This window comes from Nostoc sp. DSM 114160 (assembly GCF_053470305.1).
Window position 1 is genome coordinate 622,171 of the sequence record NZ_JBPFGO010000004.1, and the last position, 10,621, is coordinate 632,791.

General features: G+C 41.3%; 11 protein-coding genes and 1 pseudogene. 7 read left to right on the forward strand and 5 right to left on the reverse strand.

Features of this window, described 5'->3' with window-relative positions; all coding sequences use genetic code 11:
- Positions 1–259 precede the first annotated feature (259 nt).
- The 5 genes and pseudogenes from NSTCB13_RS34555 (at position 260) to NSTCB13_RS34575 (ending at position 3,486) form a co-directional block, all read left to right on the forward strand.
- Entirely contained in the window at positions 260–1,165 is a 906-nt protein-coding gene (locus tag NSTCB13_RS34555) for an SMP-30/gluconolactonase/LRE family protein (protein ID WP_448275537.1), read from the forward strand.
- Entirely contained in the window at positions 1,162–1,704 is a 543-nt protein-coding gene (locus NSTCB13_RS34560) for a DoxX family protein (protein ID WP_448275539.1), read from the forward strand. Before NSTCB13_RS34555 ends, NSTCB13_RS34560 begins: the two co-directional genes overlap by 4 nt.
- Positions 1,705–1,790: 86 nt before the next feature.
- Positions 1,791–2,204 carry a DUF6615 family protein gene (locus NSTCB13_RS34565; RefSeq protein WP_448275541.1) on the forward strand — a complete coding sequence of 138 codons (414 nt, stop codon included), beginning with the start codon at positions 1,791–1,793 and terminating at the stop codon, positions 2,202–2,204.
- A 75-nt stretch (positions 2,205–2,279) separates the two neighbouring features.
- A pseudogene (locus tag NSTCB13_RS34570) lies at positions 2,280–3,072 on the forward strand (IS5 family transposase).
- Between the two features lie 204 nt (positions 3,073–3,276).
- The gene (locus tag NSTCB13_RS34575; protein ID WP_448275542.1) at positions 3,277–3,486 is read left to right on the forward strand and encodes a hypothetical protein; all 210 of its coding nucleotides are present in this window, start codon (positions 3,277–3,279) and stop codon (positions 3,484–3,486) included.
- 39 nt (positions 3,487–3,525) lie between these two features.
- On the opposite strand, the gene NSTCB13_RS34580 is transcribed toward NSTCB13_RS34575, so the two are convergent.
- On the reverse strand, positions 3,526–4,500 hold the full coding sequence (locus tag NSTCB13_RS34580) for a VOC family protein (RefSeq protein WP_448275544.1): 975 nt from the start codon (positions 4,498–4,500) through the stop codon (positions 3,526–3,528).
- Between the two features lie 760 nt (positions 4,501–5,260).
- Here NSTCB13_RS34580 and NSTCB13_RS34585 point away from each other — a divergent pair.
- A complete protein-coding gene (locus NSTCB13_RS34585; RefSeq protein ID WP_322670168.1) occupies positions 5,261–5,413 on the forward strand; it encodes a lmo0937 family membrane protein in 153 nt (50 codons plus the stop codon).
- 442 nt (positions 5,414–5,855) lie between these two features.
- Here the strand turns inward: NSTCB13_RS34585 and NSTCB13_RS34590 are convergent, their stop codons facing one another.
- The 3 genes from NSTCB13_RS34590 to NSTCB13_RS34600 all read right to left on the reverse strand — a co-directional run bounded on the left by NSTCB13_RS34590 (position 5,856) and on the right by NSTCB13_RS34600 (position 9,560).
- Positions 5,856–7,064: a 4-hydroxy-3-methylbut-2-enyl diphosphate reductase gene (locus NSTCB13_RS34590; RefSeq protein ID WP_445626198.1), complete on the reverse strand. Its 1,209-nt coding sequence runs from the start codon at positions 7,062–7,064 to the stop codon at positions 5,856–5,858.
- 117 nt (positions 7,065–7,181) lie between these two features.
- Positions 7,182–8,048: an SGNH/GDSL hydrolase family protein gene (locus NSTCB13_RS34595; RefSeq protein ID WP_445626199.1), complete on the reverse strand. Its 867-nt coding sequence runs from the start codon at positions 8,046–8,048 to the stop codon at positions 7,182–7,184.
- Positions 8,049–8,162: 114 nt separating this feature from the next.
- The gene (locus NSTCB13_RS34600; protein WP_448275884.1) at positions 8,163–9,560 is read right to left on the reverse strand and encodes an ammonium transporter; all 1,398 of its coding nucleotides are present in this window, start codon (positions 9,558–9,560) and stop codon (positions 8,163–8,165) included.
- 351 nt (positions 9,561–9,911) lie between these two features.
- Between NSTCB13_RS34600 and NSTCB13_RS34605 the strand changes: the two genes are divergently transcribed.
- Positions 9,912–10,220: a hypothetical protein gene (locus tag NSTCB13_RS34605; protein ID WP_448275546.1), complete on the forward strand. Its 309-nt coding sequence runs from the start codon at positions 9,912–9,914 to the stop codon at positions 10,218–10,220.
- 27 nt (positions 10,221–10,247) lie between these two features.
- Here the strand turns inward: NSTCB13_RS34605 and NSTCB13_RS34610 are convergent, their stop codons facing one another.
- Positions 10,248–10,571: a YnfA family protein gene (locus NSTCB13_RS34610; protein ID WP_445626201.1), complete on the reverse strand. Its 324-nt coding sequence runs from the start codon at positions 10,569–10,571 to the stop codon at positions 10,248–10,250.
- Positions 10,572–10,621 lie beyond the last annotated feature (50 nt).

The following is a 10,621-nucleotide window of genomic DNA, read 5'->3' on the forward strand; positions in this document are numbered from 1 at the left end:
TTATAAAAGATTTATCTTGAACAAAAATAGTATTTTAGTGCAATCTATATCTATGGTTCAATGTTAATGGAGATCGATATAGTAAAAATTAGCTTTATAATCATTAACTTCAATATTGTATTTAGTAACTGATGAGAATAGTTGAAAATTTTACACTTAGTTTGTTGCCCGATATTAAGTAGACATTGTCAATACTTTTAGTATTAATTTATACCTGATATTTATCGTCAGTAGCCAAGTTAAATAACAGGAGATTTCTATGCTTGAAGCCATTGAGATTTATGACGATCGCCTGCGTGCTATTGTACGCCCCGATGCTTTACTCCAGGAGCTAGCCAACGGTGCAGTCCATAGCGAGGGGCCTGTTTATTTCCATGAAGATGACAGTGTTGTGTGGAGTGACGCTCACGGCAATCGCCTGTTGCGATGGAGTCCCACTGACAAGGTGACTGTCCTACGAGATCCATCTGATTACCAAAGTGGTAATTACCGAGACTTAGAGGGTCGTCTGGTTGCGTGTTCCTCTGGTTTGCGTGCTATCATCCGACGCGAAGACAATGGTGAATGGAAAGTTTTAGTTGATCGCTACCAAAGCAAACGCCTGAACAGTCCAAATGATTTAGTAGTTAAAAGTGACGGTACAATTTGGTTCACCGATCCGCCTTATGGGATTACCGAGCCAAACCAAGGTTACGGCGGCGAACAGAAACAACCCGGAAGTTACGTCTATCGCTTTGACCCAAAAACAGGTGAAATTTATCCTGTAGTAACAGACATGGTGCGCCCTAATGGGTTGGCTTTCAGTCCAGACGAAAGCATGCTGTATGTTTCAGATACAGCTGCGTTTAATATTCCTGGGGGGCCTCATCATATTCGCGTCTATGAGGTTGTGGGCGAGCGCTATCTAAAGAATGGGCGTATATTTGCAGTCATTGAGCCAGGACAACCGGATGGACTGCGGGTTGACGAATATGGCAATGTTTTTACTAGCTCTCAAGATAGCGTGCAGATATACGCCCCCGATGGAACTCGCTTAGGAAAAATTTTTGTACCGGAGACATCAGCTAACCTAACTTTTGGTGGTAAAGAAGGCGATCGCTTATTTATCACAGCCGGTCATTCGTTATATGTTATCAACCTTAATACTCGTGGTGTACAGCTATGATTTATCAATTTGGGTTAGGTGTAGCGATCGCTTTTTTCCTAGCTGCATTTAATTTCCCACAGTTAAGTCCACACTTGTTAAGTTCGCTTTCTCCGGTGTATCCTGACGGATTCCCAGGATTGGCACTTTTACTTCTCAGAGTTAGCCTTGGCTGGTTGTTTATATTACACGGTTATCCCAAGATAACCCATCTTAAACAGTGGGCTGATTCTCTAAAAATGCCTGTGTTTCTTTGCTTTTTATCAGCTGCATCGATGTTAGGTGGCGGAATTTTTCTGATTATTGGATTCCTCACCCTCTTAGCAACTTTACCCATTCTTTGCTCAATGATTTTTGCGATATATTTGCACATCTCTGGAAGTAAGCCTTTCGTAGCTCAAGATCCATACTTAATTCCTCCAGAACAGTATCAAGGTGCTTTAGGACAAGGTGAACCCCCAAGTTGGGAAAAGGCTTTTATGTATTGCGTTATGCTAATTGCGATCGCAGTTTTAGGCCCTGGTGCTTGTTCGCTGGATGCTCTCATTTTTGGACGGTGAACATCATGTTTCGAGGTGGACACATGTCTATCTCAATGCCATTAGGCTAAACTACTGGGTGTCCTAAAGAAAATCCAATTTCATTCATGAATGCTGTTGATGTATTTGAAAATATCGCGTCCTCAACTTGGCAACGCATATATTTGGGAGAGGTATATCATGTTTCACAAGGTGAAGAGACAATTACAGACTCTAATCTACTAGAAATCGCTAAAGCTAATTGCCCTGAAGTGCGAGTAATCAAAACACCTAAAAATCAAGAGAAAGATCAAGGTACAGACTGGGAGTGGTGGATTGGAAATAATCGCTTAGGTTGGTTACGCTATGCTATTCAAGCTAAAAAGATTAATCCAGCAACTACTCGTTACGATAAGCTTAAGCATAAAGTAGATAACACGCTACAGATTGATATTTTAGAGCAGTATGCTAAAGTAAATCGTGCCATTCCACTCTATTGCTTTTACAACTATCTTAAAAATGTAGACTTAGAGGATGTTTGAAAAGTTGGGAATGTTGTAAAAAAGCTCTCTCGGTATAGGCTGTGAATAGATAGTAGACAGCACCGAGAGAGCAGCATGAGTAAAGCATACCCCAGCAACCTGACCCGCACCCAATATGAATTTCTCAGTGAGATGATTCCAGAACCCAAACCAGGTGGTCGTAAGCGTGAAGTCAATATGTGGGAAGTACTCAACGCCATCTTCTATGTTCTAGTTGAAGGAGTGAGATGGCGAGCGTTACCTGGTGATTTTCCCGTGTGGCAGACTGTATACACCTATTTCCGTAACTGGCGACAAGATGGAACGTGGTTGCAGATCCACGATCGCTTGCAAGAGTGGACAAGAATCGAAATTGAGCGCCATCCGAGTCCATCAGAAGCGATAATCGACAGCCAAAGCGTGAAGAGTGCAGCGATGGTGAGTCAAGGAGTGGGCTACGATGCGGGTAAGAAAATCAAAGGACGCAAGCGATTTATGACGGTCGATACTTTGGGATTAGTGTTGAGGGTTGTAGTCACCGCAGCCAATGTTGGTGAACGAGAAGGGGGAAAACAAGTTCTAAAACGGGTCAAACAGTCCCATTACAAGATCTCTCGTTTGACCACTATCTGGGTAGATGGTGGTTTTGATGGAGAACCTTTCATGCAGTGGGGTCATGAATTTTTGCCGTTGGATTGTCCAGGTAGTGTTGCGCTCCCAAGAGGCTAAAGGTTTTATCTTGCTCAAAAAACGTTGGGTTGTAGAGCGAACTTTTGGTTGGCTCATGGGATGTCGCCGATTAGTTCGAGACTATGAGTTATTGCCCGAAACATCCGAGACGTTTATTTACCTTGCCATGATCCGCATCATGGTGAGGCGATTAGCATAAAATTTGACCCCTCAAAACTTTTCAAACACCCTCTTAGGTAGTTGGCAATGTAGCTTATTTTATGAAAGTGAGCAGTTTGGTTGCACAGTAACTCCTTCAAAGAACGTGCGTTTAGCACTCTCCAAAAAAGGATCTAGGAAATTTGCCGAGCTACATAAATTAGACCATACTAAACCTTGGCGCTGTCTTGTACGTTGTCCTCTAATGCTTCAGATTTATCAAACTGGCTCGGCTAACAGTACTTTATTAGGCTTTGAGAACGTTACTGTTTATTCAGAACTACCAAGACAATTTCTTTCTGCTCTAGAAACTGGTAATTTAAACGAATTTTCATCTGACTTTTATAACCAAGATTTAGGAGTATATCCAAAGCGCATTCTGGTTGCAAATTATGTTAGTGAAGAAAATGTATAATACTACACTGTCCCAGACAACTAGTTTATAAGCGCATTGTTACACAGAATTGGTATTATTCAGAGTTAGCAAGATTGTATGTCCATCAGGATCTTTAACTAAATAACCTTGGCGGTAAGGAAAAGAGCGATCGCTAAACTGTACAATCCGCGACGATACAAACTGAACTCCGTTACGCCGTAGCTTATCTACAAACTGTTCAAGATTATTTACAACAAGCTCAATTTGGATATGTGCAATATCGCAACTTTTCCAGTCACTCGGTATTGGGCGGCCTTTTTCAGGCACAATATAGTCTAACAGTTCAATTCCCACACCATCTTGAACAGGTCGTAGTGCTGTAATTTTGACTTCGGCTCCTGGTAAATTATCCAAGCGAGATTGGGTTGCACCCCAGTTGAGACTGCGGCTATCAATTTGCATTCCCAGGAGGTTGCAGTAGAAGTGTAGACTCTGCTCGGTATTGGAAATAGCGATCGCACTATGATCGATTCCCAAAAACAAGCTATGACTATTTTGATGCCACTTATCTTGTCCTTTATCAGGTGGAAACCAAATTAACTCTAAATCATGACCATCAGGGTCTTTAAACTTAAAAGCGCGGACACCACCAGATGCTTTATTCTCAGGTGGTATTGTCTGGGGAGCAACTGAAATTGGTTCAATGGGAAATGAACGCAAGTGAGCATAAGCACGATCCATATCACTCACGACAATTGCCAGATGTTGAAACCACAAGTCATTACTTTGTGAATCGCTGGGAATGGGTTTACCCTGAATATTAAGATACTCCATCAACTCGATCAGTTCATCACCTAATCGTAAAGTGACAATGCGAATTGTTGTCCCAGTCACACCTCCTAAGTCGCTGTAATCCTGTCCTTCAACAGTAATGTCAGAAACTAGTTCAAAAGCAAGTGCTTGTGTATAGAAATCCAAAGAGCGATTGCAGTTTGTCACTGTTAAGCCAATAGCTCTAATTCTTTGTACTTGTACATCGGTTTGACTTGACATATTCAACAGACTTTGTATTTATTATGTACTAGCTTCGCAAAAATTCAATATGAGTCTTGTATAAATCAATATCAAAAATATGATAAAATTTATCTCTAGCTGAAGAAAGACATGCAACTGAATTTATCCTTTAAAGATTTCATCCAATAATGAAATCGTGATGAAATTTTTATAGTTCTTTCGGTAGAAATATTTCTTAGACTTCTTGCAAAAGTGGAGAAAAGGGTAAGGGTTAAAGGGGAAAGCGGCTCATAAAAACCCTTTTCCCTTTAACCCCTCTTGCAAAAATTACTTTTGCAAGAGGTTTATTATCCCAATGGCTAGAGGCGTTAATTATTGCAAATCTCTAAAGTCATGCCAGAATCACCAAAATAGCTAGTCAAAGAAAACTTGCCGCTTGTTGGATACCTGCTGCTGGTATTCCCTGGTTTGTTGCCGTTTTTGGATGTGACTCAATAATTGCTAGAATTGCTAGCTTCAGGCGATCGTAAGGTTGCGGTTGATTAGTAGCAATTATGGTGCAACTCGCACAGGCTCCGACTATAGAGCAATCCTGTCGCTTGAGGTAGCGATCGGGGCAGTTAACTGACAGTTCAGAACCGCTATCTTTATCTAATTAAATAGTAACGAAAGATTAAGCATAGCAAATGACTGTGCGCCATCACTCAAAGTAATCTTTCTTAAGGCAAATAGATAAAAGTGAAGCGATGGAGTAAAATATTTGAATAAATTAAAACTGATTTAATTCAGAACAAATAATATGTTGAGTATACTTTGGGGTATTGTTGTTATACTGGTTGCTTTTTGGGCATTAGGACTGGCACTTCATATTGCCGGAAATCTCATTCATGCAGTGTTGCTTTTAGCTATTGGTCTTGCTATCTATAATTTTTTCAAAACGCGTGATGTGTGAATAAATATAGTATTTCTTCATCATGGTGAAGGTACATTATAGTCCCTTCCTCGCTTGCAAAGAGAGGTGAAGGATGTGCAAAGAGAGGTGAAGGATGCAGTTATTGTACCTCATTCATTATCTTGGCAATTGCAAACAATTGAAGAATTCAACTATTCTGAATTCAGGAGCAAAGCTGGAGATAATAGACTTATTGTATAAGTTGGGAAAAGGAGAAAAGGTTCTGCAAAAGTCCCTTTCCCCTTTCACCTTTACCCTTTTCCCCAAGAGTGCAAAAAGCACAAATGCCAAAAGGTCTAATGATGTATTGTGATGTATTGCAGTCTGCATAATACAGCAAAAATACTTTTGTAAGGCGGGCAAGACTTTGGCTTTGTTCAGTCGAATGCTGCCCACCTCCTAAGTAATTGGATGTTTTTATTTGAAAGTCATCTGAGAACTTTTAAACTAGTGCTGTTGTTGCTTTTAATCTAAAAATCTTCTCAATTACATCTTCTACTACCTTATCAGGCGTAGAAGCACCAGAAGTAATGCCTACAACAATTTCCCCATCAGGCAACCAGTTATCTGTAGTTATTAACTGCCCATTTAATTGCCGATGTTCAATAGAATATACCGATTTAAGGCGTTCAACAGTATCAATATGGTAAGAAGGAATTCCTCGCTCAAAGGCAATTTGTTGCAACTGAGTAGTATTCGAGGAATTAAACCCACCAATTACTATCATCAAATCTAAATTATGTTCCACTAATTCCAACATGGCATCTTGCCGTTCTTGAGTGGCATCACAAATAGTGTTAAAGCTTTGGAAATGCTGATTTAACTCAGTGGGGCCATACTTTTGTAACATAGTCCGCTCAAAAAGCTTGCCGATTTGCTCAGTTTCGCCTTTAAGCATGGTAGTTTGGTTAGCAATGCCAACTCTTTCTAAATCGCGATCGGGGTCAAATCCTGCTGAACAAGCTTTCGCAAATTTTGTCAGAAATTCTTCACGGTTGCCACCATTGATAATATAGTCAGCAACATATTCTGCTTCTTGCAAATTTAACACAATTAAATACTTGCCAGCGAAGGAACTAGTCGCAACTGTTTCTTCGTGCTTATATTTACCGTGAATTATTGATGTATAATCGATTTTTTTGTGCTTTTCTACTGTATTCCAAACTTTAGATACCCAAGGACAAGTTGTATCAACAATTTTGCAGCCTTTATCGTGAAGTATCTGCATTTCTTGAACGCTAGCCCCAAAAGCGGGTAATATGACCACATCACCAATTCCAACAATAGAAAAGTCTTTATTCTTTTCTTTAATGGGGATGAATTGTACTTCCATCTCCTGCATCCGCTGATTTACAGAAGGGTTGTGGATAATCTCGTTAGTAATCCAGATGTGTTCTGTGGGGAAATGCTGACGAGTTTCGTAGGCCATAGCCACAGCCCGTTCTACACCCCAGCAAAAGCCAAAGGCTTGTGCTAGTCGGATTGTTACATCACCCCGTTGCAGAGTGTAATTGCGATCGCGAATTTCCTGAATCAAGTTACTCTGATACTCAGATTGCAACTGCGTGGCAACTTCTGCTTGATGACCAAAGCCCTTGCGATTGTAATTTTCTGAATGTTGGAGGTTGCGCTTAAAAGCTTTTGTATCCATTAGATTTGTCTACTTAAACTCACTATTTCTTATTTTCTCGCGCCTAGACGCGATTGATACAGAGTTGTCTTCAAAGATATTATCAGAGAGAGGCAAAGGGAAAAGGATTTAATGCCTTTACCCTTTACCCTTTAACCTTTTCCCCTCTTTTTCTTGCTGAGGTTTTAATTCAATCTCGCTATAAATCTGCAATGCAGAACGCCAAACCATATAGCCTTCAGGACTTAAATGTAAGCCATCAGTAGTAAATTCGCGGCGGAGATTTCCTTGCTTGTTGGTAAACAGGGGATGTAAATCGAGGTATTTGACACCTTTTTTGGTAGATATGCTTTGTAGTTGCTGATTCAACTCGCGAATGCGACTATTGGCAACAGCCAATAGTTTATCTCGTCCTTTCCAAGTTGCTGCTTCTGCCCCATGTGGCAAAATCGATTGGACAACAATTTGCGCTGTAGGATGAGTCTTTTGTAGGTGATTGATAATTTGCCGCTGATTATCTAAAATTTCCCCATTGCTCATGCCCCGAATTAGGTCATTAATGCCAATCATTACAAAAATCACCTCTGGCTGGGTGCGGTCAAATATTTTTAATCTTTTTAAGAGTCCATTGCTGGTTTCGCCAGAAATTCCTTGATTGAGCCAATTTTTACCTTCGGGTAATAACTCAGGGGGAAACCACAAACTCAGAGAATCTCCCGCCAGGATGGTTAAATGCGGAGGATGTTGGTCAGCGGCGACCTTGGCTTCTTGGTTGAGGATATCTATCCACTCTTGATAAGTGAGTTGGTGACGGCGACCTAAATCAGGTGTAGCAATTTGCGGTGAATTATTCAGGTTGATTGGCTGTGGGGATGCGATTATCCCAAAAAAAGCGGCCAATCTCTGCTGTTGCCAAATGAGCAGAATGACCGCCAACATTAGGATGCCGTTGGTTAACAGCGAGAAAAATGCCCAGATAGGAAAGGTTTTAAGAGATGTAGACACGACTAGCGAAATTTACCAATTATTTGAATCAAATTTTAACGCTAGCGATCGCAAATTACACAATCTTAAATTGGGCATTAGGGAAGCAACTCCTAACTTCTAACTCAGCACTCTCTACTGAGTAGGACGATCGCCAAACTCGGAGTTGTAACCTTCTTCGCCGTGTTCGTTGATATCCATCCCTTGCAATTCCGCTTCCTCTTTGACTCGCAGCCCGACTGTAGCATCGATAATCTTGAGAATAATCCACGTACCAACACCTGCGATTACATAGGCAACGACAATTGCTACTAGTTCAACTATCAATTCACCAAAATTACCACGCAGTACTCCGTCTTTACCTCCTCCGTTGACTTGAGTCGTGGCAAAAATGGCCGTTAAAATTGCCCCTACTGTACCGCCAACGCCATGCACGGGATAGGTATCTAAAGCATCGTCAATTTGCAGCTTATGCTTGAAACTCACAGCATAGAAGCAAACAAAGGAGGTGATGAAACCAACTAAAATCGCTGATAGCGGTGTGACAAATCCGGCGGCGGGGGTGATACCCACCAAACCAGCAACAGCTCCTGTAGCTGCTCCCACTGCGGTCGGTTTACCCCGTAAAACGCTTTCCAAAATTAGCCACATTAAAGCCGCCGCCGCTGCTGCTGTATTGGTAGCAACAAAGGCTGTTGTTGCTAAATTTGTGACTACATTACCAGAAGTTCCACTGGCAGCAGATAAGGCACTTCCAGCGTTGAAACCGAACCAGCCAAACCATAGCAAGCCAGCACCCAGTAAAATGAAAGGAACATTGTGCGGCGGGCTAAGGCGATCGGGATGGGTTTTCCGAGGCCCAAGGACGATCGCTGCTACTAGAGCAGAAACGCCAGAACTAATATGAACTACTGTGCCACCTGCAAAGTCGAGGGCACCTAATCCACCGTACAAACCCAAGAATCCACCTTTCGCCCACACCATGTGGGCTAGGGGAGCGTAAACAAAGGTTGACCACAGTAGAACAAACAGCGAATAGGCGCGGAAACTAATCCGTTCAACGATCGCCCCAGAAATTAAGGCTGGGGTGATAATGGCAAACATGGCTTGGTAAATCATGAATGCCTGATGGGGTATTGTGCCGGCATAAGAAACGACTTCCGGCGGGTTTGACCCTTTGAGATAATCGGTTATCTCTAATCCGACACCATTCAAACCCAGCCATTGCAATCCACCGATAAATGGTAAACCTGGCGCAAAGGAAAGACTATAGCCCCACAGAATCCAGGTAACTCCGACGATTGCCATTAACACAAAGCTCATCATCAATGTGTTTAGGATGTTACGCGATCGCACAAATCCACCATAGAAAAACGCCAATCCTGGTGTCATTAACAGCACAAGTGCTGCTGAGATCAGCATAAATGCTGTGTCTCCAGTATCAGCAGTAGGCGGGGCAGCAGTTGGGGTTTGGGCAAAAGCATTGCCCATCAACGGCCCTCCTAAAAATAGTAGGGTGATAGCTCCAATCATCACAACTTTCTTCAACACTTTTTTTTCTTCCTAAGCACCAACAATTTGTATCCTTAACTACATTTGATTACTTTTATTGACACATTTTTGTCTTGAAAGTTACTTAACTTGAATTTTCTTGAAATGTTAACAAAAATATAAACCCGATTGTAGTTGCCAAGATTTAAATTAGCGTATAAACACGCAATCATTACATTGCATCTTTTTTTTTAAAGAATAGAAGAATAGTATTTTATTCAAGCCGGACAAAATTACGAATTTTTAGTTACTTACTGTTACAAACCAAAATAATTGTGATATGTAACGAGTATTGTAAATTCTTGTCAGTATTTTCCGATAATTTGCCCAAATATGCTGCAAATTTCAACTTCTCGTGCGATCGCGAACAGGGTGCAAAGACAGAGGCTACGCCAATATGAGGTAGAGAAATACCCTACTCGTGCGATCGCGATCGTCATTTTAGAGAAGAGAGAAGCAAGTAGCGTGAGGGTTGTGGAGAAGTTTACCTCATCTAGTTGCAAAATGTTGCATCATGAGTTCTCTTTCTATTTCCCTCATAAACATGTAGATATCCAGATGCCTGCTTCTAACAGGTTAGTTGCGAAAAAACTTTTGCAATTTTGCGTGAGATTATTATTTGTTTACCAGAGAACACTATAAAAGTTCAAAATAATCTAGAAATTTTACTTAACTTCTGGGGGCAAACATGATAATTAAAACACTTATTAAAGCTAAACATACTCCGATTAAGTCGTAGCGGTCTGGAGTTACCCCGTCTACCTTCCAACTCCAAAGCATTGCCATTGCGATAAACACGCCGCCATAAGCCGCATAGACTCTGCCAAAATTTGTTGGTTGGAGAGTTGCAATAACCCCATAGAAAGCTAAAGCAATTCCTCCCAATATACCCAACCAGGACGGCTTACCTTCGCGCAACCACAACCAGATTAAGTAGCCGCCCCCAATTTCCAATAAGCCAGCCCACAAAAAATATAGCAGAGATTTAAGCATTTGATCGATTATTTAACAACATATAACTCAGTAAAATTACGCTAACGGTT